The sequence below is a fragment of the Sulfurimonas sp. NWX79 genome (genome assembly GCF_039667035.1).
In the GTDB taxonomy this organism is placed as follows: Bacteria; Campylobacterota; Campylobacteria; order Campylobacterales; family Sulfurimonadaceae; genus Sulfurimonas; species Sulfurimonas indica.
On record NZ_JALCZL010000029.1, the window covers coordinates 1 to 23,681 of the forward strand.

Annotated in this window: 24 protein-coding genes; 8 read left to right on the forward strand and 16 right to left on the reverse strand. The window is 32.7% G+C overall.

All coding sequences use genetic code 11. The features are described 5' to 3' along the window. Window positions 1-131: 131 nt before the first annotated feature. From MNY27_RS09835 to MNY27_RS09855, 5 genes are all read left to right on the forward strand, one after another. Window positions 132-1,235, forward strand: a complete 1,104-nt coding sequence (locus MNY27_RS09835; protein WP_346392243.1) for a hypothetical protein — start codon at window positions 132-134, stop codon at window positions 1,233-1,235. A 289-nt stretch (window positions 1,236-1,524) separates the two neighbouring features. After that, entirely contained in the window at window positions 1,525-2,064 is a 540-nt protein-coding gene (locus MNY27_RS09840; RefSeq protein WP_346392265.1) for an AAA family ATPase, read from the forward strand. After that, a complete protein-coding gene (locus MNY27_RS09845) occupies window positions 2,057-2,242 on the forward strand; it encodes a hypothetical protein (RefSeq protein WP_346392244.1) in 186 nt (61 codons plus the stop codon). The genes MNY27_RS09840 and MNY27_RS09845 overlap by 8 nt, the downstream gene beginning before the upstream one ends. A gap of 134 nt (window positions 2,243-2,376) precedes the next feature. Further along, window positions 2,377-3,027: a hypothetical protein gene (locus tag MNY27_RS09850; RefSeq protein ID WP_346392245.1), complete on the forward strand. Its 651-nt coding sequence runs from the start codon at window positions 2,377-2,379 to the stop codon at window positions 3,025-3,027. Beyond that, complete coding sequence (locus MNY27_RS09855) at window positions 3,020-3,907, forward strand: nucleotidyl transferase AbiEii/AbiGii toxin family protein (RefSeq protein WP_346392246.1); 888 nt, start codon at window positions 3,020-3,022, stop codon at window positions 3,905-3,907. The genes MNY27_RS09850 and MNY27_RS09855 overlap by 8 nt, the downstream gene beginning before the upstream one ends. A gap of 23 nt (window positions 3,908-3,930) precedes the next feature. Here the strand turns inward: MNY27_RS09855 and MNY27_RS09860 are convergent, their stop codons facing one another. The 15 genes from MNY27_RS09860 to MNY27_RS09930 all read right to left on the reverse strand — a co-directional run bounded on the left by MNY27_RS09860 (window position 3,931) and on the right by MNY27_RS09930 (window position 20,994). Beyond that, window positions 3,931-4,083: a hypothetical protein gene (locus MNY27_RS09860; RefSeq protein ID WP_346392247.1), complete on the reverse strand. Its 153-nt coding sequence runs from the start codon at window positions 4,081-4,083 to the stop codon at window positions 3,931-3,933. A gap of 63 nt (window positions 4,084-4,146) precedes the next feature. Next, on the reverse strand, window positions 4,147-4,425 hold the full coding sequence (locus MNY27_RS09865) for a nucleotidyltransferase domain-containing protein (protein WP_346392248.1): 279 nt from the start codon (window positions 4,423-4,425) through the stop codon (window positions 4,147-4,149). Then, a complete protein-coding gene (locus MNY27_RS09870) occupies window positions 4,400-4,864 on the reverse strand; it encodes a hypothetical protein (RefSeq protein ID WP_346392249.1) in 465 nt (154 codons plus the stop codon). Before MNY27_RS09870 ends, MNY27_RS09865 begins: the two co-directional genes overlap by 26 nt. 85 nt (window positions 4,865-4,949) lie before the next feature. Continuing rightward, window positions 4,950-7,325: a hypothetical protein gene (locus tag MNY27_RS09875; RefSeq protein ID WP_346392250.1), complete on the reverse strand. Its 2,376-nt coding sequence runs from the start codon at window positions 7,323-7,325 to the stop codon at window positions 4,950-4,952. After that, window positions 7,322-7,516 (reverse strand): hypothetical protein, encoded by a 195-nt coding sequence (locus tag MNY27_RS09880; protein ID WP_346392251.1) that lies wholly within the window; start codon window positions 7,514-7,516, stop codon window positions 7,322-7,324. The genes MNY27_RS09875 and MNY27_RS09880 overlap by 4 nt, the downstream gene beginning before the upstream one ends. 48 nt (window positions 7,517-7,564) lie before the next feature. After that, window positions 7,565-10,663 (reverse strand): type I restriction endonuclease, encoded by a 3,099-nt coding sequence (locus tag MNY27_RS09885; RefSeq protein WP_346392252.1) that lies wholly within the window; start codon window positions 10,661-10,663, stop codon window positions 7,565-7,567. A gap of 281 nt (window positions 10,664-10,944) precedes the next feature. Further along, window positions 10,945-11,526 carry a hypothetical protein gene (locus MNY27_RS09890; protein ID WP_346392253.1) on the reverse strand — a complete coding sequence of 194 codons (582 nt, stop codon included), beginning with the start codon at window positions 11,524-11,526 and terminating at the stop codon, window positions 10,945-10,947. After that, complete coding sequence (locus tag MNY27_RS09895; protein ID WP_346392254.1) at window positions 11,523-12,845, reverse strand: P-loop NTPase fold protein; 1,323 nt, start codon at window positions 12,843-12,845, stop codon at window positions 11,523-11,525. The genes MNY27_RS09890 and MNY27_RS09895 overlap by 4 nt, the downstream gene beginning before the upstream one ends. A gap of 9 nt (window positions 12,846-12,854) precedes the next feature. Continuing rightward, a complete protein-coding gene (locus tag MNY27_RS09900; protein ID WP_346392255.1) occupies window positions 12,855-14,411 on the reverse strand; it encodes a hypothetical protein in 1,557 nt (518 codons plus the stop codon). A 4-nt stretch (window positions 14,412-14,415) separates the two neighbouring features. Further along, window positions 14,416-15,726, reverse strand: a complete 1,311-nt coding sequence (locus tag MNY27_RS09905) for a restriction endonuclease subunit S (RefSeq protein ID WP_346392256.1) — start codon at window positions 15,724-15,726, stop codon at window positions 14,416-14,418. After that, on the reverse strand, window positions 15,719-16,588 hold the full coding sequence (locus MNY27_RS09910) for an Abi family protein (protein WP_346392257.1): 870 nt from the start codon (window positions 16,586-16,588) through the stop codon (window positions 15,719-15,721). The genes MNY27_RS09905 and MNY27_RS09910 overlap by 8 nt, the downstream gene beginning before the upstream one ends. A 108-nt stretch (window positions 16,589-16,696) precedes the next feature. Beyond that, entirely contained in the window at window positions 16,697-18,646 is a 1,950-nt protein-coding gene (locus MNY27_RS09915) for a class I SAM-dependent DNA methyltransferase (RefSeq protein WP_346392258.1), read from the reverse strand. A gap of 94 nt (window positions 18,647-18,740) precedes the next feature. Then, window positions 18,741-19,409, reverse strand: a complete 669-nt coding sequence (locus MNY27_RS09920) for a nucleotidyl transferase AbiEii/AbiGii toxin family protein (protein WP_346392259.1) — start codon at window positions 19,407-19,409, stop codon at window positions 18,741-18,743. After that, the gene (locus tag MNY27_RS09925; RefSeq protein ID WP_346392260.1) at window positions 19,399-19,848 is read right to left on the reverse strand and encodes a hypothetical protein; all 450 of its coding nucleotides are present in this window, start codon (window positions 19,846-19,848) and stop codon (window positions 19,399-19,401) included. Before MNY27_RS09925 ends, MNY27_RS09920 begins: the two co-directional genes overlap by 11 nt. Before the next feature lie 411 nt (window positions 19,849-20,259). Next, entirely contained in the window at window positions 20,260-20,994 is a 735-nt protein-coding gene (locus MNY27_RS09930; protein WP_346392261.1) for a hypothetical protein, read from the reverse strand. Window positions 20,995-21,362: 368 nt separating this feature from the next. Here MNY27_RS09930 and MNY27_RS09935 point away from each other — a divergent pair, with 368 nt between their 5' ends. Further along, window positions 21,363-21,869: a hypothetical protein gene (locus MNY27_RS09935; protein ID WP_346392262.1), complete on the forward strand. Its 507-nt coding sequence runs from the start codon at window positions 21,363-21,365 to the stop codon at window positions 21,867-21,869. 22 nt (window positions 21,870-21,891) lie between these two features. Here the strand turns inward: MNY27_RS09935 and MNY27_RS09940 are convergent, their stop codons facing one another. Beyond that, on the reverse strand, window positions 21,892-22,203 hold the full coding sequence (locus tag MNY27_RS09940; protein ID WP_346392266.1) for a helix-turn-helix transcriptional regulator: 312 nt from the start codon (window positions 22,201-22,203) through the stop codon (window positions 21,892-21,894). 25 nt (window positions 22,204-22,228) lie between these two features. On the opposite strand from MNY27_RS09940, the gene MNY27_RS09945 reads away from it, so the two are divergent. Together MNY27_RS09945 and MNY27_RS09950 are read left to right on the forward strand one after the other, a co-directional pair. Continuing rightward, complete coding sequence (locus MNY27_RS09945; protein ID WP_346392263.1) at window positions 22,229-23,011, forward strand: hypothetical protein; 783 nt, start codon at window positions 22,229-22,231, stop codon at window positions 23,009-23,011. A gap of 9 nt (window positions 23,012-23,020) precedes the next feature. Continuing rightward, window positions 23,021-23,425, forward strand: a complete 405-nt coding sequence (locus tag MNY27_RS09950) for a hypothetical protein (RefSeq protein WP_346392264.1) — start codon at window positions 23,021-23,023, stop codon at window positions 23,423-23,425. Window positions 23,426-23,681 lie beyond the last annotated feature (256 nt).

The following is a 23,681-nucleotide window of genomic DNA, read 5'->3' on the forward strand; positions in this document are numbered from 1 at the left end:
GGTACAAACTCCTCTAAATCAAACTCTATCTTTTTTCCTTGTAATTCCATTTCTATGATCCTTTTTCTTTTTTATAATCATAGTTGATTTGGAATTTACAGAAATTATTTTACACTACCTACTCGTTTGAATTGGCAAAAGATATAGAACTGATAGTTGATGATATTAAAGAGCTTGTAGAAGATAAAAGAGTAGCACTCAAATTTCTTAAAAAACTGATTCTTACCGATGAGAATGTGTTTGCACGGTGTGATGACAGCAGCGGAAGCGTGCAATGTAGCTATAATTATGCACAAGATTTATACAAAGAGTATGCGCCAGAGTATCTTGATGAAAAAACACTTCTCAAAGAGATAAAAGAGCTATTAATCCATGAAGGATATGGGATGCGTGACATCCTCGATGAATCGACTCCGCAAGATGTTTTAACGACACTTTACGATATGATTCTTGAAAAATATATAGCTCACAAGGAAGAATTCGGAAGTTATACCTATGAGAACATTCTCCAGAGCATCGCACGACTACTCAAAAACCCTGAACTCTATGTGGAAGCGCTCAAGAAAAAAGAGATGAGACTTCAGGATTACAAGCTGCTTGATATCGCTTTGGAGTATAAAGCTGTTGAAGATGAAATAAAAACTTCGGAGTATCTTAGTATGATTCAAAAGATACCTGTAAATAGTGTATCGGAGTATTTTAAAGCACTTCTGTGGTGTGATGAGAAAAGGGATGATCAGTTAGCACTTTCCAATCATCTTAGAGATTACTACGAAAAAACTTATAGTACGACCATTCTTAAACGCTATTTAGATAGATTTAATGGTGAACTTTATAAGCAAGAGAAGATGCGCATCCTTAATAATGCAAAATCTTTGTCATTTGATGAAGCGATAGATCAATTCATCGCTCTTGATGCCAAGGAGATGTGTGCAGAGTTCATTCAAAACAAGCTCCCAAGTATAAGTTATATCAACTACTACACCATTAAAGATGTAGAACAGTTTTTATGCGATGAATATGCAGAGATTATCATCCAACTCTACAAAGTACAGATAGACGGCCTACTCAAAGTCGCCAATACAAAATACTATCCAACCGTAGTTAAAACACTCAAAAAAATTAAGAAGCTTGGAGATGCCTCCAGTCAAGAATATATGCAGAAAATTGTCGAAAAACACGATAAAAAGAAAACATTGATGAGACTTTTACGCGAAGCATTTCCTGAAATATAATCATTTTTCTAGAAATTCATTCAATTATAACAGTTTTGCAGAAAGTGTAATAGTTTTACAAGCAATGTTTTCATGTAAAATAGTTGCTTATAAATCATAGAAAATTCAGATAAGAGTTGAAAAGGCACTTTCCTTTGACATTAATTTCATGAAATATGATATAATCGTTCCAAGAAAAGAGGGAGAGTTTATTATGATAAAAAATGGATTCTCATTTAAAAAAAATGTATAGACAAAGAAGCTATTTATGTATAGTGTAAAGGATAAAAAATAAAAGACACTTTACATTATAGCCGGTGCAAATGGAAGTGGTAAAACGACATTTGCGCTTAATTTTGCAAAAGTTAAAAGCTTAGATTTTATCAATGCGGATGAAATTGCAAAAGAATATGACCCTCAAGATATACAAAAATACAAAATAACTGCAGGAAAAATGTTTTTTCAAAGAGTGAATGAAAGATTATCAAAGCATGATTCTTTTATACTTGAGACAACACTCTCAGGTAAATATCTTGAAAAAGTCATCAGGAGAGCGCAAAAAGCAGGCTTTTTTATCTCCTTAATTTATTTGTATTTAGATAATAGTCTAGAAAATATATTAAGAGTAAAAAATAGAGTTTTAGCGGGTGGGCATAATGTGCCAGAAATAGATATCATACGAAGATATATGCGAAGTAAGAATTTATTTCTTTCCCTATATAAAGATCTTGTGGATGAGTGGAGTCTGTTTTATAACGGGGATGATAAATTTGAATTGATTGCGAATAATCAAATGATTATCGATGAAATAACTTACAACAACTTTCTAAAGGATGTACAATATGAGTGAATTTGAACTCATGGTTTTAAAGATAGCGGCTAAAGCTACTAAAGATGCACAAGAAAAAAACCTAAAAAAAGGTATAGCAAATGTTTATAGCAAAAATGGTCAACCTTTTTTTCAATTACCAGATGGCACTATTACGCAAGAAGAACCTCTGCAATATAAAAGGGTTATATTAAAATAATATGTAATAACTTTTATGTGGCTCAGAATAATTTTCAAGAGAATATACCTTATGTTAATCAATTATTTTATATAGTAAATATAAATATTTTGTATTTAGTATCATATATTTAACATTTATGCTATACTTTCTTTATGAATACCATTCAATTACAAAAAAATATTCCTACCACTGTTTTTACACATGATCAGCTCTATAGTGTTTTAGAATCTCAAGTAAACAATGTAAATGCAAAAATTAGCTATTTAACAAAAAAAGGTGACCTTATCCGTCTCAAACAAGGTATATATATTTTTGGAGATGATTATCGACAATCACCTGTAAATCTTATATCTGCTGCAAATATGCTCTACGCTCCATCTTATGTTTCATTTGATTATGCTCTATCTTATTATGGTTTAATACCAGAAAGAGTGTATGAGATCACTTCTGCCACTTTGCGTGCTAATAAATTATATGAAACACCAATTGGACGATTTAGCTATAAGTCTATACCACTTCGAGCTTATTCATTAGGTATTGATTGGCTCTATGATCAGGAAAATGGTGGTCAATTCATAGCTACACCTGAAAAAGCACTGTGCGATAAGATCCGTTATGATAGGGGTATAGGAAGACTCTCTATAGAAAAAGCAATAAACTATCTTGAAGATGATCTGCGTATAGAGTTTAATATGCTCATAACACTTGATGCCAAACTCATTGATACGATTGCAGATGCTTATAGATCCAATATCTTACATACTGTAGCAAAAGTTATATCTAAAGGGAAGAGAAGTGCCTAAAACCCATCCTGCAATTATAAAAATGTTAGAAAAATATGATCTTTCAACATCTCAAAGCACCTATGAAGCCTTAAGAGAGATTCTACAAGAAATAGTATTATTAGGCTTGTACCGCGCTGGTTTTTTTGAACATGCGGTTTTTTACGGTGGTACCGCCCTTCGTATATTACATGGGCTTGATCGGTTCTCAGAAGATCTTGATTTCTCTCTAATAGAATCAGATCTAAATTTTGAGCTTTCTCATTATGAAGATATTGTGATTGAAACTCTCCACTCATTTGGATTTGAGGTATCTATACAAATAAAACAAAAAGAGAATGATGTTAAATCTGCTTTTATCAAAGGTGATACAATGCAACATTTACTCAACATACAAGCCCCACAAAACATTATTGACTATTTTGGTAGGGGTAAATTGGTAAAAATAAAAATTGAAGTTGATACAAATCCACCATTACAATTTCAAAGCGAAAAGATAACTTTATTATCGCCCTCACCTTTTATGGTAAATACAATGACACTTCCATCACTCTTTGCAGGTAAAATGCATGCACTGCTTTGCAGAAACTGGATTAATAGACCAAAAGGGAGAGATTGGTATGACTTTGTGTGGTATATCACTCAAGGATACTCTTTAGATCTTAAACACCTTAATGCACGCCTACAGCAAAACTGTCCTTGGCAGGCAAAGGAAAATATCTCTATAAAACCAGATCTAACTCAAGACGATATCAAAGCATATCTAACTCAACGTATTGATACTTTAGATATTACAGCAGCAAAAAGAGATATTGAAGGATTTATTTCTGATCATAGAGTTTTGGATATTTGGAGTCGTGAGTTTTTTCGTAGTTTAATACCAAATATACAATGGACGTAATCTATTTGACAAAAACTGTATAACTAAAAAACAGTCTCAATGAAGTTGTTGATTTTTGGATATTTGTTACTATTGACAACAATTACAATAAAGCCTATCAGGACTATTCCAGATAGCAACATGTTGTATTTATACTCATAAACAAGCATCATCCCAAACAATACCAGAATAAGCATTTGTGTTATTTTTTCTATCCAGTCATCTTTAATTTCATTTATGCTACTTTTATGCGGAGGTAATCAAATTCCTATCCCTCGTAATGCTTCTTGTTCTATAATCCTATCAAAATTTTTATGTAAAACTATGTCTACTGGTTTATGTAAAACTCTTTTTAATTTGGCAAGAGTTTTTAGTTTCTTTTCTAAAAGATTATGTTCATTTGAGATAATAAACAAATCAATATCTCCACCTTTTTTACTATCATCTAGTCTGCTTCCAAAAAGGTAAACTTGAGCATTGCCAAATTCATTAAAAATAGTATCTTTTATAATACTAATCTCTTTTTCGTTCAATCTCATAAAAACTTCGCTCCATTTTTTGTGCTATATCTACCAATATTGAACTTCTATTTATAAAAAGATTAATACTTTCTACCATTTCATCTAACTCTTCTGGATAGTCATGAGCTATTTTATTTCTAAGCTCTCGCAACTCTCCCCAAGTATCAATATCAACAATACCCTCCTTTTCTATTTCCCTGAGTATCTCGAAATAACTAATACCCTGTGTATTAAAACCATTATACTCAAGATATGTTCTAAAAACTTTAGCACCTAGCAGATCTTGAAGTTTTGAGAAGCGAAAAATAAGAGCATTTAAAGCAAATCTCTGGAGTTGATTGAGTTCTGCATAATCTTTTACAGGCAATAATGGAGTTAAAACATCTAAAGATTCAATGATAAGCGCAATATGTTTATTTGCTTCAATAAAGTATGTTTTTAATTTTATTTGTATCATTTTGCAACCTTATTTGATACTCTTTACAAGTATTTTATCATAATATGTTTGGATGATACATATTATCATCCAAAACACTAATGGTTTATAATTTTGTATTGATTACATCAATACTGCACTCATTTGGATCATAATCTCTACCACACCACTCTTTCATCTCTAAATATTCAGGATGATTTTTATCACTCATTATCTTTTTAAAATCCTCAAACCCCCATACGCCACCAACATCTTCAGGTGGTGTGTTTCCCTGCGCATCGATACAGACAGGATACTGCTGCCTTACTTTTGGTGGAAAACTTTTTTGCAATACTATCTCATGTTCCCAATGATCTCCAAAATCATAGATATAAATAGCTTTTTGAGATTTTCTTTTGAACTCATCTTCAAGAAGAATATCTCTTGCCGATAAAATATTTTCCTCCCCAAACTCATCCTCATGATCTGCTATGAGTTTTTTCTTGATTATAAATTCAAAAAGATGTGCATCATCCCAGTTAAAAGCGTTTTGTATAACGAGGTGTAGATCATAAAAAGTAAAATTACTTGGTACTTGGATAGTTCTATATATCGTAGGATTATCAATACCCAGTAGTGTTATTTTAAACTCAAATATCTTCTCTGAAAATCCATCATTTTTTGGAGTTGGTAGTTTTTCATCATTTTGCATTATTCTGTTTTCAAGTTTGTAAGTATAGAGTGAAAAAATTGCTAAGATATAAGAGCGGACAGTATCTTGAATGAGTTGTTTAAAATCTTTTGTAGTGCGTTTGAGTTTTTTAGACTCTTTTTGTAGCACACTCAAATGCCCAAAAACCATCTCAATATCCTCAGCAACCTCTTTATTAAAATGTTGCTCAATTATTTCATCCGGATTACCCTTTGTGATATCTACACCATACTCTTTGGAGAGAAGCTCTAATAAAAAGAGGGGAATAGCCTCAAACTCTTTATAGATTAAAAATGGCTTTTTATTACTGTCTATTAAAAGAGCTACTGCTTCGATAAACTCTTGAAACTGCTTCATAAGTTGCTCTTTGTGTGAAGCAGTTGCGTATTGGGTAAAAAGCAATACAGCAGTTTTTAAACCTTCGTAGAGTGTTGTATAAAGTTTTGTTTGGTTTTCAGCCTGTGTGCCTATTATCATCTTTTGCTTTATAATATCTTCTACTACAAGAGATGTTGGTGGAAATGGATGGTTTGCTAAAGTGCTCATAAGGTATACAAAGTCATGAAATAGAGTGTTTATATCTAGATTTTTGTCTTGAATATCTTTTTTGAGTGTATGTACCAATTTTTTAGTAAGAAGATGATCTTTATTTGCAAGTTCCTCTATCTTAAGAAATTTCTCTAAGAGGGAAGATTTTTGTGCTTCGTATGGTTCAGACTCTTTTTTCTCTTTGTTAAATCTATCTCCTCTCTCTTCAAGTAACCCAAAGAGTGCGAAGAATCGTTTAAACAATCGAAGCTCAACATAATGGACAAGTTCTCTTTTTGTAACTTTTTGCATCATCTCTTGAGAATCTAAAAGCTCACCATCCTGGAGTCTGATATTTGTAGTTTTTAAAAGTTCTAGAAGCACTGACATCTCTAATTGAGGATATTTACTAAAAAAAAGATCATTATAGCTTGCAGTACTGCGATATTCTTTTTTCTCTTGCGCAATAGCATTCAGATAAAGCGGTGCTAACTCATTTAACAAATCAAAATTATCCATCCCATCAAAGTAACCAAGATTAAGTGATAAAAAGCTATCAAACAGAACAATAAACTTTTCACTCGCTTTAAGTGCTTGATATGCTTTTGCTTTTTGGGTAAGAAAGAGTCTATTTTTAGAAGTTTTTATAAGTTTTAGATTTTTTGCTAAAACTCTAGCTCTTTGTGCACTTATCGATTCATCTTCAATAAAGCGTTTGGTGAACTTTAAAAATCTTTGATCCTCATAAGATGGATTAACCAAACTAATCTCTTTTACCAAAGCTGTCGGAAGCTTTCCTTTGGTAGTTAATTTTAGACCTTTCTCATCTATACCATTTAAAAAAGTATCCATTTGATCAAGAATTGGTACTTGCAACTCTTTCTTATCTATATTTATAAACTCTTCTTTAACTACAAGACCACCCAAATTTTTCTCTCTTAATGAACTAATAATTTTTTGTATATTATTTTTTATATATTGAAATTTTTCACTTGAAAGAAACTCTAAGTCTTTTAGAGAAATAAGATCTTCTAAAAGAAAAGTTATAAAATTATCTAGCATAATGGAGTATCTGTAATCATATTTAGCGTCAAACTCTTTTGCTGCGAGATTTAACATATCTCTTAATTTCCAAACATCCGTAGGGTCTTTTATTTCTGTATTTCTAATACGATTTATTAAACGACTGTAATCATTCTCTTTGGCTTTTTCAAAGAGTGCTTTTGTTGCTTCTTTTTCTTTTTTTGAAAAAGTTATACTCATAGTTGTTCGTACCACTCCAGTACATCTGCTTTTTTATCATAAGTATTGAGTGTGGTTCCTTTACCTTCTTTAGCATTTTCGCACTCAAAAAGAATTCCATTTTCAGTATAGACTCTCTTTATCCATGTTGCTTGAGTAATTTCCAGTAATCTTCTGGTATCATCTTTTAAAAACTGCATTAATTCATTCATAATCAAGTACCCTTTTTTATAGTATACTATTATATATTTGACATAATATTAAATCTTCATTGCCCTTTCTATGTTTATCTCTTTATAAATAACATCAAGTATCAATTTAGCAAACCCTTGTTGAACCTTATCTTCGCTCAGTACTTGCGTTGCCAAGGTGTTATGCACATCCATTGTACCGATAATTGCATCTGTTACAGCTACAGGAAAATCTCCAAGCATTGCTTGTTCTTTTGAATTTGTTTGAAGTTGTTGCATTACAGCATCATTCTCCATCACTTTGTCTTTTACAGTGTTAATATAGTTTATTTTATCTTGGTCTGTGAGATCTCCAGAAAAGAGCTCATTCATTTTCTCTATAATCATACTTAAAGGATCTGTTTTTGTCTCTTTTGACTTTCCTTCACCTGGGTTTTCAGGCTCAAGTGTTCCATCTTTTAGATTAATTTTTTGCACTTTTTTATTTTTGAGTGAAAAGTGTGTCATCTCAACGCTACTTAGATCAATATCTTCCTGTAAATCAAGTACTTTTAGGTTTGGCAGCAATCCTCTAGCATACACACTCAGTTTCTCGAGCTCAGCATCCTCATAATCAACTATTTGCGATAAGAACTCATACATCCTTACAAATGTACCTAAATCCTTTTTAAACAGCTCTAGTGCATCTTTTTTCTCTTTTGCTCTGCCAATTTCAAGCTCAGCATTATGTTCACCACTGCTATCGCCATTTACTTTTGCTCTCTCTAATGCCTCCCCAGCATCTTGTAATTCCTCTAAAGCCTCTTTATATCTGCCTTTAAATCTATCTGCTGCTGGTTTTACTGCTGCACTACGTGCTGCTTGTGTACCATTTGGATCAAAAAAAGCAAATGCAAATTGTTCTACCTCCTGTGGAGTAAATATGTGGTAGTTTTCAAGCTTGAGTTGTAAATCAAATATCATATTTGGATCAGTCACATCATTGAGTGTTGTTTTTTTGTAGTATGGAGCAAAAGCTTCTTCTATATCTTCAGCTTTGTTATAAAAATCAAGTATAAAAACTTGACTCTTATTTGGGTATGTACGATTAAGGCGTGAGAGTGTCTGTACAGCCTCGACACCCTGGAGTTTCTTATCGACATACATCGCACAAAGTTTTGGCTGATCAAATCCTGTTTGAAACTTATTTGCCACTATCATCACCTGATAATCATCACTATCAAAGGCATCACGCATATCACGCCCTTTTAGTTCTGGATTCATTGAAGCTTCTGTATGTTCCACTCCTTCATCTTCCACTTTGCCAGAAAATGCAACCATGGCACGCAAATTTTCATAACCATGCTCTTGTATGTAGCCATCAAATGCCTGTTTATACCTAACAGCCTCTTTTCTTCCACTCGTTACTACCATTGCTTTTGCTTTACCATCAAGTAGATGTGCTATATGCTCTTTAAAATGTTCTATAATAATTTCTACTTTCTGAGCAATGTTGTAAGGGTGCAGTCGCACCCATTTTGCAAGACGAGTTTTCGCTTTTTTTGTATCGACCTCTTTATTTTCACTGGTTGCAAGTTTATATGCCATATCGTAAGTAGTGTATGATGCCAATACATCAAGGATAAAGCCCTCCTCTATCGCTTGTTGCATCGTGTAAAGATGAAACGGCTCTGGAGTATTATCCTTACTCGGTGGCAAGTCTGGATTTGGTAGTGTGCCAAACATCTGTAAGGTTTTTGGTTTTGGAGTAGCAGTAAAAGCAAAGTAGCTTAGATTTTTATTGTTTGTCCTAGCTTCTAAGGTTGCAGTGAGTATATCTTCAGCACTTAGCTCTTCATCTTCATCTATCTGCTCAACTGCCAATACCTCTTTAAGTTCCTTTGCTGTTTTTCCTGTCTGGCTTGAGTGTGCTTCATCTGCTATGATAGCAAAATTTCTCTCTTTGAGTGTTGCTCTTTTTCGTATAGCATCAAGCACAAATGGAAAAGTCTGAATAGTTACAATGATAATTGCAGCTCCACCCTCCAGTGCACTTGCCAGCTGTTCGCTTTTGCTCCCTTCTCCCATCTCACGATTGATGCGAACTACAACTCCCTCTTTGTGTTCAAACTGTGAGATGGTCTCTTGAAGTTGGGAGTCTAGCACCGTTCTATCGGTAATCACTATCACACTATCAAAAATTCTTCTGTTTTCATCATTATGCAAAGATGAGAGTTGATGGGAGAGCCATGCTATGGAGTTGGACTTTCCACTCCCTGCACTGTGTTGTATGAGATACTTTTGCCCACACCCTTTTTCTTTGGCATCGTTAAGCAGTTTTGAAACAGCATCAAGCTGATGGTACCTAGGGAAAATGAGTGTCTCTTTTTTCTGCTTTCTTCCTCTAAAATCCTCTTCATACTTTACTTGTAGATGGATATATTTCGCAAAGATATTCAGCCATACATCTTTAGAAAAAATCTCTTCCCAAAGATACGATGTTGCGTAACCGTTTGGGTTTGGTGGATTACCTGCTCCACCATCCTTGCCTTTATTAAACGGTAAGAAAAATGTTTTTTGTCCATCGAGTTTTGTTGTCATGTAAACTTCATCGGTACTCACTGCAAAATGTACTAATGTACGCTTGTTAAACTCTAAGAGCTTTTCACCTTTTGGGAGCCTGTCGCGTTTGTACTGGTTGATAGCATCATGCACATTTTGGGTAAAGTCCGTTTTTAGCTCTACAGTAGCCAAAGGGATACCATTTAAAAATAGAACCAAATCTATAGAGTTTTTATTTTGTGTGGAATAATATACCTGGCGCACTACGCGCAGAATATTTTTATCATAGTTTTCATTGAGCAAAGGAGAGTAAAGGTCTGGTTTAAATTGAGTAAGTTTAAAACGGGCATTGATATTTTTAAGTTCATGTCTCAAACAATACAAAGAGCCTTTTTTATCTAACTCTTTTGCTATAAATTGACAAAAGAGTTCATCGGTATTGGTTTTGTTACGAGAAGCAAATTTTTCGTATGCCTCTGCCTGAGTTGATTTAATGTAGGACAAGAGATCCTCTTTATAAAGTGCCAACTCTTTATCATATCCACTTGATTCCCCTTGTAGCCACTCATGTGAAGTCAAATACTCTACTATCTCATCTTCAAAAACTATCTCTTTGTGTTTACTCATCATCTCTCCCCATCTTCCGTGCTTTATTATAACTTGTTTAACATCAAAATGTTTATTATTTCTTAAGCCGTATACTGTTACAATTGTACTGTCACAAACGCCAGCTCCTCTGTCAGAGGACTTTATGTCACTCTGTTATGGCTGGCTTTTTTTATGCCCATACCTTTTTTTTAAAATAAATTTTTTTATTACATCAAATCTCTTTTCATTCATCTTCTTGTAACCCTTTAGAGTCCAATTCTACCAGTCTATCTGTTTGATATTGATAGCATCTCATACTTTTACTCCCCTCCCAACATAAATCCAACTCCAAAAGCAGCTGCTAATGGTAGTAGCCAATCAGAAGTGCTTGAAGTTTGTGCAGATTGAGCTTGATATTTTTGTATAAACTCTATCTGGGTTTGAATATCTGGTGCATACTCTATTTTTGCATCTTCTGGGGTGTTTTGCAGGGCATCTTTGATGTTTACATGTAATAATAACAACTCTTTAAGCATTACAGAACAGATACAAACAAAGGCATCTACTACCTCTTGTTCTTCGCTAAAATCATCAGCATAAAAACACTCTATATCTTCATACACTTTTATAAGCTTATCTATCTCTTTTCCCAAATACCAAAAAGCATGCGATATTTTTCCATCCGCCTCTTTTTCATCCGCATAGTTTTGGTTAAGGAGTGGGTTTATTTTATCTTGCAGAGCATGAAGTAAATCTTTGTTTATCTTATCTAATTTTTCGAACCACTCTTCAATAGTTGATTCCATATCAAAAACTACTCTTTTTTTCTCTATGTTTTTTGATAGGCTCCCTTTTATACGAAGTTGGTTTTGGTTGATGGTGTTATATGTTTTTTGCATCATTCTATACTCAAGTCTATTGTTTTTGCAAGTTCGGATAATAGTAAATCTGGATTATAAGAATATCTATGAAAAGATTGCAAAACCTCCTTAAATCTTTCTCCAAGATTAGTCCATTTATTTATATACGCTTCATGCCATTGGATATAAAGCTTTAAATAGCTACTATTTTCATCATTATGTAAGAACTTTTCGAGAATTTCTTTTGCCTCTTGATGTGCCTTTATATCATCCAGAACAATTTTTTTATATAGTCTTGGTTTCATAAGTTTTAAAGATATTAAATATACTAGCATTACATTAGAATTATTTGCAAAAGCATACAATGCAACTGCTTTTTCAATATCTCTTAATGACATATTAAAATATTTTACCCATATTTTCAAATGATTAATAAAAGCGTCATGCTCATCGCCTTGTCGTTTAAATTTATACTTTTGCATTGTTAGATGGATGAATGCATTCAATTTATGTTCACTATTTAATCCATCTATTATAGGCTTAGGTAGAGTAAAAAAGAAATTAACGAACTTACCCAAATATGCACTAGCATCAGTTTCAAGGCCATATACTCCTTTGACAGCCTTTTCTAGTTGCTCTCTATTGAGCAATAAAACAAAAATAACATTAGGGACATCAAAAAAATGTTTAACTCTTTCAATTACATTAACTGCAAAGTCTGGTTTACACCTGTCTAGTTCATCAATAAAAATCACTATAGGTTTATCTTGTATATTTGCAAAGTCAGCCAAGTTTTTTTTGAACTCTTTCATCGCTACTTTATCTTGAGAATATGACTCTAAATTATCTTCTATAAGACTACTTGCTAATTCAGCAAAATGAGAAGTTCCAGTTTTAGCAACTTCTCGGATTTCATCTGAAATATTTGTTGTTCCTAGTAAAAATTTTCCACCTGCATTAATAGCTATCTTTCCTATTGTTGGGAGCAAAGCTTTTGCAACGGCAATACTATTTTTTTTAAGATTATCCTGTAGGGAGTCTTCTTCAATCAACTCTAAAATTTCAGAACTCAAAAGAACAAAAGGATCTTCTATATAATCTTGTTCAAATGCATCAATATAAATTGTCTTATGCCCTAAATCTTGTAAATGTTTATTCCAGTTTTTCCCAAACCAAGTCTTCCCTTCACCCCAAGGAGCATCAATAGCCAAAACTGAACCATCACTTAATCGCTCTAAGTATCCTGTAAGTTGTTCCGCCAATCTTCTTCTATCTAGTTTATCATTCGAAAATACAGTATCACCAACATATTCCCTTGTATTAGCACTTAATAATGGTTCTGTATCTTCAAAATTTGGCATTTCTATCCCTTATCTCTTCGTTCGTCTTTTAACAGCCACTATAAAATGATAGATAAAAACTGTGTAGAACAATAAAAATATTAAACTAACAAACTCCATACCTTCCTTTAAAAATTTTTGGTAGGGGATAATATTTTTAGCAAAATGATTCATATTATTAATTATACTCTGAATTTGTTGATAATTGTTTGGAAAGAACTCCTTTATTGTAAAAGTTTCTGCAAAATCCAGTGTTAGTGCATATGCTATTGTAAGTATACATAACCATACAAATGGCAATAAATAACTTTGCCCATAATCTGAAAATATTCTATTTAAAAATAAAATGATCTTTTTCTCAGGATGATTCCAAAATGAAGTCTCTTTCTTTTGCTTATCCATCTCCAATGCAAAATATCTGTTTGCTTCAGTCGTATTACCAACCTTATCAAATGAGTGTTTTATAATCCTAAAGGTCTCTACATCAGTATTGTCACTGTTAATATCTGCATATAAAAAGTTTGGATACTCTTTAAAATATGCTCTGCTGAGTTGCAAACCTCCATTAAAGATAACACTTCTGAAATTTACAAAGTCTCTAAAAGTTACATACTCAAACTTAACACTTGCAGCTTCTTTGCGATTAAAAGAACCAAACTTTGAAAACTCAAAACTGGCAAAGGCATCACAAGTAGTTTTATACATAAAAAACTCAGCAAAAGTACAATTTAATAATTCCAAAATTGATTCAAAAGAGCTATACATGATTCTCGTCTCGTGGGTAGTCACTTTTTCCATCTCAAATTTACTCTTAAAGACACACTTGTTAATGTCAAAGTATTCTATCTCAATCTGTTTAAAAGTAAACTCTGCTTCGTGTGTGCATTTTTGAAAGGAAAGTTTTTCTATACTACTTCCCTTAAAATGAGTACTGTTTTGAAATAAAGGCTTCTTAAAAACACTGTTTGCAAACTCAAGCTCTGAAAAAGAACAATCCATAAATTGAGAATAATCTAAGTAAATATTCTCCTCACCACTTGCATAACTTACGCTATCTTGAAAATCACACCCTTGATAGATTACATTATCTACATTTTCAAGCATTGCATAATTTTGTAAGTTCCAACAGTCATAAAACTCACAATCTTGAAAATACACTTCTACCTCTGGTAGCTCCATCCATGCTACATAAAATTTACAATAATTAAAGTGAATTTTCCCTAATTTTTGCAATATCGGAATATAGTTAAAACTGTCTCTCTCATCATACACAGGAAAAGCAATATGATTAAATACTACTGTTACATCTTTTATTTTTGCTTCTAAAGATTCATCAATAGGTAGTTCATCTCTTAAATAAGCAGATACATTTTCTCTATTGAGTTTTTCATCCTCTTTTTTATAAGAAAAAAGAGCATCTAAAATATAATTTAAAAGTTCTTTTTTAAATAGATCTAAATCTTCCCATGCCTTATGATAATCATATTGAGCATCTTCTTTAGAACAATGTAATATGCATTCATCATGATGTTTATGTGCTGGTAACGGGCATTTAGCATAACCCTCTATATTACATACTTTACTCATTAAACTATCTCACATCAATTTTTCCAGTAACTACAGCACTAATCAGTACTGTTCTTCTCTCTTTTAGGAGTTCTATCGCTTTGGTAGCTTTGGTGATGAGGATGTCTATTTTTGATGTTTTGTCGTCTATATAATTTGCAATTTCTTCTTGTTCTTGTAATGAAGGTAGTGAAATAAATATATTTTTCAAATCATCAATATTAAATCTAAATACTTTTAAACCTGTAGAATATTTTTTTAGTTCACTGGAGAATATTTTTGAACAGTAATATAAATATTTTTCAAATACTAATTTAGTATTTGGTTTCAATAAGATTTGTTCTCCACCTATTAGCCCTAAATCATCTCTATTGTAAAAACAAGAGTGTCCTAAATCCTCAACAGTTTCAGAGGTTGATATAAGAATTGTATCGCCATGATGCACGACTTGACTTAATTTGTAAAATTCATCATTTACATAAAATTTGAATGTTTCATTAACTTCATCAACTTTATATGTCTTTCCATATTGTAAGGCTACATACTTTCCATTGTCGAGTAACTCATCTTTATTGAAACCTGTATTTCCTCTAACAATTGTATTGACCCAATCAATTCTATGGGTATCCCAATGCTCAGGAATCTCCCCTAACCACTCAACCCCACTATCTTTCATCGCTACACTGCTATCGAATCCACGCGTTACGGCTGTAGAGATGAGGGCTTGGCGTTTCTCACGCAGAAGCTCTATGAGTTTTGTCTGCTTTTGGATGAGGGTGTCTATTTTTGCTGTGGCTTTGTCGAGATAGTTGGTTATGATTTGTTGTTTCTCTAATGATGGTAGTGGAATTACTGTTCCCAGAAATGCACCATGATTAAGGTCTGGAATTGTTGTAGTACCAGCTAACATTAAAAGATGATTTTTCAACTCTTTTACCTTCAACAGATAAACAAGGTAGTTTCTTAATATTCTTTTTCTATCATAATTTATCTTAAAGAAATTGTTATGAAAAACACCTTTAACATTAGTAACTACTTCTCCTGTTGCTCCTGTTCTCGCCAAAAGAACATCATCTATATCACATTGAACTCGGATAGACGGCTTGTTAATATATTCTTTGTTCTTTCGTTCGTTACCTGCATGCAATGCTTTAATGGTAATGTATTCTATTGTTGTATCATTACCTTCAGGAAATCTACTTTCTTGAGATATTTGTAACCCCTGTTGCAAACTTGTTATTCTTCTGAATTGAATAGTATCCCATAAACTAGGAACTTCCCCCAACCATTCAACCCCACTATCTTTATATTTCGGATATGGTTTATATTTATACATCTTTATACCCCATCATGGAAGTGTCTATCTCATACTTGCTTATAAGCTCCAGTAACTTCTGTGACCAACTATTTGTTGGAGAGATAATGCTTAGCAGATGCTCTGTCATTACAAATGTATTATATAGCTTTTTTCTCTGTACTGTATTATAGTTGGATTCATATTTTTTTGGTATTTTAAGCTCTACTGTTAATGTTTTATTCCATAAAACTCCATGATGTGCACAAATGTTTCGTATGATGGTAAGGTGATGTAAAAAAGATACTAAAATTGTTTCATCCAAGTCATAATGTTTTGCTATGAGTTGTCTATCTTGTCTGTGCTTTATACAGCTAAACCAATTTGAGACTTGACCGAGTGACATTAACTCTACACTTGCCCATAGTGGTGGCAAATCTTCACGATATTTATCTTTAAAGTGTTTTAAAAAAGGCTCTTTGCCTCTATCTATTTCACTTTTTAATTTTGTTAGTGTTTTTGTATATGCCGTTATAGGATGAAAAATATCACAGTTAAGGTGTGGATGCGAACCATATTTTTGAGAGAGTTCATAAGCTAATCTACTACGGACAGAAACTTCAATCCGCTCTATGGCATCAAGCATAAGCAGTCGTAATTCTCTATCAAAAACATAATGATCTATCACTCTAGTAAAGGTAGTACCCTCTTTAAACTCATGTGTAGCATGGTCTTTTTCAAATATCAACCAATATCCACTCAATCTATAATAGTTTAAATTTTCAAGATAATGTGCTGCTTTTTCTTCATTATCAAAAAGCATACCACGAGATTTTAATTGTGCTATTTGTTGGGATATTGTTAAAAAGGGCTTTGAAAAAGTGATTTTGGAAGAATCGTTCATAGGTCAACTCCTCGGGGTGAGCATTGTAAAGAGGCTTGAGGAGTATTCTTACTGAAAGTATACACCGTATACGGTAAATGGTTTCTTAAGTAGTGCAATATCACCTCTCTATATCTCACGAAGCATCTCCATTATCTCTTTAGTGAGTATTTCAAGTTCTGCATCTATCTCTTCTAATGCTCGTGGCGGCTTGTACTCGTAAAAGTACCTGTTAAATGGTATTTCATACCCGACTATACCTACTTTGCCATCTTTTGCATCACATTTTTTCTCATCTATCCAAGCCAGTGGTACATGAGGTTTTACTTCTCGCTCAAAATACTCATAGATATCCTCTCTTAGTGGAACATTCTCATAGTCTCTAAGCTCTGGATTTAGCTCTAAATTACCTTTTTTATCTCTACACAACTCTGCCTCATCATCATGCTCACTTAGATGTTTTTGTAAGAGTTTTAGCTGTGAGGCTGTGAGTTTAACACCTAAAAGCTCTATAAACTCATTGCGTGAACTTATTTTATCTGCTTCTATATTTTTGAGTGCTTCTAAAATCTCACTTTGTAAAGCCTCATCTAACTTTTTAAAAGCTTTATCCGTTTGTAGCGATTCCAACCTCTCTTTATCATGTGGGAAAAAGCTCAGCTGCAAGGGTCGCTCAACTGTAATGCGACGGTATCCAAACTCTTTTGTATCAAAGATTTTACACACTTTTGAGCCCTCAAACCCTCCATAGATACGGGTTATCTCCTCTATGCTTTCTTCACTTAGAAACTTTCGTTTACTTCCAAGTGATTTTCGCATAGACTCACCCATGTTGCTTGCATTTATGAGCGCTACTTTATTTTTTCTTGATGCATCTTTATGGTTAGAGAGTATCCAAATGTATGTGGCGATACCTGTGTTAAAAAACATATCATTAGGCATAGCAACTATCGCTTCAACAAGGTCATTTTCTAAAACATAGCGGCGTATCTCACTCTCACCACTTCCAGCACCTCCCGTAAACAGAGGTGAACCGTTTAAGATAATACCTATACGACTTCCACCCTCGTCCACTGGACGCATTTTAGAGATAAGGTGCAACAAAAAAAGGAGTGAGCCATCACTCACACGAGGCAGCCCTGGGCCAAAACGGCCATTGTAACCTTTTAGCTTATGCTCATCTTTTATGACCTTTTCAACCTTTTTCCACTCAACACCAAAAGGAGGATTGGAGAGCATATAGTCAAATTTCTCTAAAGGGAGTTGATCATCACTGAGGGTATTTCCATATTTGATGTTCTCTACTGCCTGCCCTTTGATGAGCATATCGGCACGACATATTGCATACGATTCGGGGTTGAGTTCCTGTCCGAAGGTTACAAGCTTTGCATCGGGGTTAAGCTCATGGACATACTCACTCCCACTTGTTAAAAACCCTCCTGTTCCAGCGGTCGGGTCATACAAACTTCGCACCACTCCCGCTTTTGTAAGTACCGCATCATCACCGATGAAAAGCAGTGCAGTGGTAAGGCGTACAATGTCTCTTGGGGTAAAGTGCTCTCCTGCTGTCTCATTGGAAGCCTCTGCAAAACGGCGAATGAGCTCTTCAAACACAAGCCCCATTTCATGGTTAGAGATGGTGTCTGGGTGTAGATCAACATTGGCAAACTTTTGTACTATCTGATAAAGCAGGTTTGATTCATCAAGATACTCTAACTGCTCATGAAACTTATACTTTTCAAATATCTCTCGCGCATTAGCTGAAAAATCAGCGATATAGTGTTCAAGATTAGCTTTTAAGTTAGTAGGATCTGCTAAGAGAGTATTAAGGGAAAATTTAGAGGTGTTATAAAAGCTCTGTCCAGATTTCTTAGTCAAAAATACTTCTAATGGGATCCCTAAATCTTTTCTTGCTTCATACTCATCCAAAACTGCCTTACGCGTTGGCTCTAGCACACACTCAAGTCGGCGAAGCAGAGTAAAAGGTAAAATCACCTTTCCATAATCGGACTGTTTATAGTCTCCTCGAAGCAGATCTGCCACCGACCATATAAACGATGCTGTATTTGTAAAACTCATTAAAAAACCCCCCCCCCTCTCTTTTAATTCTTTTGCATATTATGTACTTTAAAAAATTTGTTTGTTTTTTAGACCACTATAATAAAATAGAGTATTATATCATCTGCTCAAAAACTTTTAATTTTATTTCCTCAAAACTCAAATCAACCCTATCGGTCTCACTTGAATAAACTGCTTCGTCATCTTTAGGCTCTTTTTTGGATTGAAGGAAAGTAACGATCTTGTTCATAGAAGACATTTTACTATTAACTTTTAAGAATAAATCAACAACCTCATCTTGTGTAAGTATGTTATGTTCTAAAATAACTCCAAAGTCAAATAAGTCTCTTGGTTTATCTCTCATTATCAGTGCTATAATTTTTAATTTGGCAACTGATTTAACGTCGAGTATTTTAAGCTTTGAATTTTCAAATTTTTTAAAAGTGGCATTTTTTAAAATCTCTCGCTGAATAGATCTGTTAGCTTGAAAGAATTCTATTTTTACATTATCTAACACAAACTTCATCATATACTCATCAGGAAATAGTCCTGCCATTCTTAGAGCTGCTATATTTTCATCGTGAAGTTTTGTAGCGCCTAGTAAATTCATATTTGGTATGATTATTTTATGCTTTAAACTAGAGAGTGAAACTATATCAATATCTTCTGAAATTCTATGGTTTAAATAATAAGCCAAAGCTGTACCACCTGTGAAGTACAACTCATCATCAAATATTTCATTATTATATATTTTTTCTAAAACCTGTTTAACATTAACAGTCATTGATCATACCAAGTAGTTCTTTATAGATCTCATTTTCCTCATATTTTCCATTCAGCGGTATATCTATTCCACTAATAGCCATATATCCTTTTTCATACATTATTTTGTATTTATCTTTTAATACACTTTTAACTAGATTTTTACCAAATTCATCACATAATTTTTGTATATCATCTTTGTTCATTGTTGAGAGATAGTTTGAGATAATAGCATAGACTTTTTGTTCACTTTTCTCATTTGTCTGCCAAAAAAGATTATGAGAATATTTTCTTGGATTAAATATAATTACATCATGAATATCCACCGCATTAATTTTTGCTTTTGCTTCATCATACTCTAAGGATTCCAGTAGATTATAAAGTCTGTGTCTATTTTTCTTCCAATCTCTAAGCGTTCTATCTGGTATATCAAGTAGTTTACTTATTTGTTGTTGTGTCATAATCCTACCTACCTATTTGATTTTTTATATTATAGGCGAATACCGCCTAATTGTCAATATTATGAAAAATATTATAAGAGTAGACTACAGAATAATATGAGTACCAACCAAAATTGCTCAAAATCAGCACATAAACACCTCTCTCGCCAATAAACTCTCTTTACCTAACCCTTTGATTAGATTAGAGGTTAAAACGCTATAACGGCTATTATTAGTGCTCAAATATATTTAAAAATTTGTAATTTTTTATTTATGGCTTTAAATTTCCGATCTAAAATTTAAAGTTTTTATCATTTAAATTCCTCGCGCGCACATTAATCTCGTTTAACCATATATGGTTTATATAAACTTTATATAATTATGGTTTATATTATTTCAATAAGAAAATAGCTATATATTCTTAAAAAAACATTAAACATTAAAATTCTTCCCAATCAAATCAACATCATGGTGTAGAAACTCATCGGTTATTGTGAAGTAATACTCTTTCTTCAGATTGAATTTCTGAAGATAAGATGCACAATTTTTCTTCCCAAATGCAACTTGCTCAATATCGTTTTCATGAATATACTCAAACATATTCTTCAGCCTGATTTCATAATCATCAATATAATATTCAACCTGTACTTTATCTATCATAACCTGATTAAAAGCATATATATTTCCACTGTGTTCTATAAGTGTTTCAACCCAAGAAGGATAGGTTTGAATATAAACTTTTCTCTCGTTTGGATTACCATCAAGAAACTTATTTCTATTCGTTAATATGCCGATAAATTCTGTCATAAACAAAGATAAAAACTTCTTTTTATTGCTCTTTGTTTTAGTGATATTCTTTGCGCTAGAGTTGCTCTGAAGTATTGCAAAAGCATTGATTACTTTTTTAAAATCTGCATTCTCTCCTGTTCTCTTTACAACCCATTTAGCCAATATATAGATATAATACTGATAATCAAAAGAGAGCGTAAACCCCTTTGAGTTAAATATCAAAGGATATGGTTTTTTCTCACCGCTCTCTTTTATTTTTTTAGAAATTTCAACACTTTCATCAAGAAAAAATATTAAAAAATCAGTCACATTTTCCTTTTCTCTAAAGAGAGAAACTATGTCATAATGATTATGAAAATATGGTTTTATTTCACTCATATTATTTATTCCCTCTCACTGCGTTTTGCAAAATTATCATCAGATAATTCACTCTTTTTTCTTTAACTTTCTCTAATAATATTGCCATTCCAACACTCCAAATTTTTATTAAAAATATAGCAAAATAGAAGCTTTAATGTACAGATTTTTTGCAAAACGAAGTAATATTAGAGGGGGTTAGGGAAAAAACCTTTTATAGTTTTGCAGCAAAATGGTTATTACATGCTTCGGACATATTTGTTATAATCAATTTACAAAAATAATAGGAGAGAAAAAAATGTTAAAAAAAACAGTATTGCTATCGGCGGTTATTTTAGGAAGTGTAGTATTTTCAGGGTGCTCTGTTAAAGCAAATTACTATACAAAAATTGAGAAAAAAATCACAAAACAAGCCAATAGCATATATAAAGGTTGATCAAGATTCCACATCACTAGGTTTAATTAATGTAGGTAATATAACTAGAACCAACTATCTTTATGCTTTTGCTACTGCTGCACAAACTACAATAGATAATGGCTATAAATACTTTACAATTATTGAACCAAAAGAGTTGATTGAACAATATCATGATCGTAATGTGCACAATTTAAAAGAAGCGTATGATGCATGTGATAGCGGCAAGAATAGTTTTAAAGTAATGACAAGTCTTGCACCCGCAGATATCCATAACAATCATTGTGATCATATAATTTATGAGCGCAGACAAGCCACTTTAACTGGCGGTCAAGTTACCCATAGAGCAATTGGTTTTACAATTGAAATGCATAATGATCCAAGACCGGACAGCTATGCAACATTTGAAGCTCAAAAGGTTTTAGAATCAGACTTGTTGAAAGATTTAAACAAAGAGTATTTCAAGGAAAATGTGAGATAAAAATAAGCAGCTTATAGAACTACTAGGGAATAAGTTGGTGGAGATTAATTTCTAAGACTTTTGCAATTTTATAGAGCTGTTCTAAACTAAAATGTTTTTCATACTTGTACAGTTCAGCTTTGGCAATATGTCCCACCGAATTATGCCCGATGGCAAGTGCTAACTGCATTTGAGTAACATTTTTTTTCTTACGCTCTCTTCTGACATTCTCACCGATAGTTTTATAAAAGATTTCTAATTCTTCATCTGTAAAATCTACTAAATTTATAATATGTCCTATAGGTAAAGTTTTGTATAAGTTTATAGTAGATAGAATTTTGAATAAATGTTCTATAGAACATAATTGTTTGGAGAGTTAATTGAATTTTATTAGAAATATAACTATCATCGCAATATTTGTTTTAGTGTCAGGTTGTGCAGATAAAGAACCTAAACCTGCTACAAATACTATTTCCACAATTACAAATAAAGGAGTCTTCTTATCATATGCACTGATTCAAGATGGCAAATATATAAAGCTTTTAAAAAGTTTAAAGGGTATAGATTATAAAAAATATGATGTTGTAAAGATTACAGATCAGGGATTTAGCCCTATATTTAATACCAAGAGTATCACATGCCAGCATTCGTTGATGCTCTCTACAGATAAGAATGATTATGTTAAATGTAACAGCTCTTTTTATACAACGACTGTGGGCGATGGGGTTGAGAGTGCTATTGTGAATGTTTTTGGTACTGTAGCAAGCCTTGGAACAAATATTGTAACGGGGAGCGCTGCTGTTGTAAAATCATTTGATGAAGAAGTGTTTTTAGCTGCTGTTAATGATAATGATTTAGTTGCTGTACAAAAAGAGCTTATACTAAAAAGACAAAAAGAAATTGCACTTCAAAAAAGACTTGAGCAGGAAAAACAAAAGAAAATAGCACTACAACGTAAAAAACTTGAAGAAGAAAAACAACAAAAAATAGCACTTCAAAAAAAGCTTGAGCAGGAAAAACGGGAACAAGAAATAAGAATTGCATTAATTAGGAAAAAGGAACATGATGCAAAATGTCAGAAAATACAACAAGAAATTGATAAGTCCTCTGGACTACAGCAAATAAGTTTGTATAAAAAACTAGATGCATTAAACTGCCAGTAAGGAAGAAAGATGAAAAAATATCTCTTAATTGTATTAATAAGTAGTTTGTGTATTGCAAATGCTGCATCTTTAGTAAAGGCTAAAGATGCCAGAGCAATCACAAATAAAGAGACTAGAAAATTGGAAAAAAAGCTTCTAACTTCTCCAAATGGAAAAAAAGCTTATAATGGTCTTATTCGATTTTTTAATAAAAAAATTTCAACTATTGCTTCTGGAGGTTATTATGATTCTTTAACTATAACTTTCATGAATGCTCCTAAAGAAATAGCAACTTTATTAAAACCATTAAATAGGCAAGAACAAGACATGATGCGTTCTTTAATTATTAAAAAACTACAACAAAACGGCTATAAAATAACATATAATAAATTTTGGGATAACCCTGGAAATTTTAATATAAGTATTTCATGGTAAATTCAAATTTTTTAAAACGGGTTTCACCAAATTAAAAGACAAATTGATCTAATATACTCTAAATATCACTCCAGCTACAGGTTATCCCATGGTCTCTAATTTTTCATTAAAATTTTATTCTCTCTTCTGATGTTCTGATAGCGTCAAAAATTTTCTGTAAATTCCTCATCAACTTCACAATCATGTTCCAAATTTTCCCACGAAACATATTTTCTATCCATCCACTTGGCATTAGTGTCAACTGCCAAAGGCACCA